At 27.7% G+C, this 853-nt stretch carries 1 pseudogene; it reads left to right on the top strand.

What is annotated here, in order from left to right:
* Positions 1 to 372: 372 nt before the first annotated feature.
* Positions 373 to 587, top strand: a pseudogene (locus RAH41_RS22430) (DUF3885 domain-containing protein); the annotation flags it as partial.
* Between the last annotated feature and the right edge of the window lie 266 nt (positions 588 to 853).

The raw sequence follows: 853 nt of genomic DNA, 5'->3' as shown, positions 1-853 counted from the left end.
GTGCTGGAATATGAAACGAATAGATTATTTAAAAATTTTACTTATTAAATAGAAATTAAGTCGAAGATTGTTCAAAACACGAAAATACAAAACAGATTTTAAAGAATGATTACACATATCTTTTTGTTTTGGAATGAAAGTTGCTTATGTTGTTTGCGTTTGTACAGACCCAATATCGAGTCTTCGTTAATTGATTGACAGAATTAATTTTATGAGGTGTTAGATTGATACTCAACGACTTCTTGGAAAAAGCATTTTCTAACTTAGACCACCTTTGTTTTGGATTTAAAATGATTTTGATAAAGGTAAACAAATTAAACGTAAATTAAATAACTTTTCACCACTTGTAGAGAAGTGCTTTTGTATGGAATTTTGCTAAAAGTAATATTCAATCAAGATTTGGGAATAAGTCCGAGGATTTTTCATAGAGCATATTTTATAACAAGAAAACGGTTTTTCACGTTTACGATGACAGAGGGTGTGATTTATTGGCAACTTCACCTGACACAATAAGAGAAACATATAATATTTACAATGAATGGATCTTGGATTATGACAAACTTAATATTGAGATTGTTTTTTTTTAGTTGCAATATGAAAAAGGGGGAGCAGCATTTTGGTGTGTTTCCTTTTAATATATCTATAATGAGTACAATTTTTAACAGATTATATAATATAAAAGTATCTTACAAATGATCTCACAAAAATTTTGTTGTTTTTTTGTAAAGAAATGCTTGCAATCAATTGGACGAGATGGTATATTTGTTTATGTTGTCACTACAAAACAAGTTCAGACAACAAAAAAATATAAAACAAGTTGTTGACAGATAGTTCAACAAAATGTTATTATATT

This window comes from Gottfriedia acidiceleris (assembly GCF_036421055.1).
Lineage (GTDB): Bacteria > Bacillota > Bacilli > Bacillales > Bacillaceae_G > Gottfriedia > Gottfriedia acidiceleris_C.
Note: the sequence above shows the minus strand (reverse complement) of the source record. Positions and strands in the feature narration are given on the sequence as shown.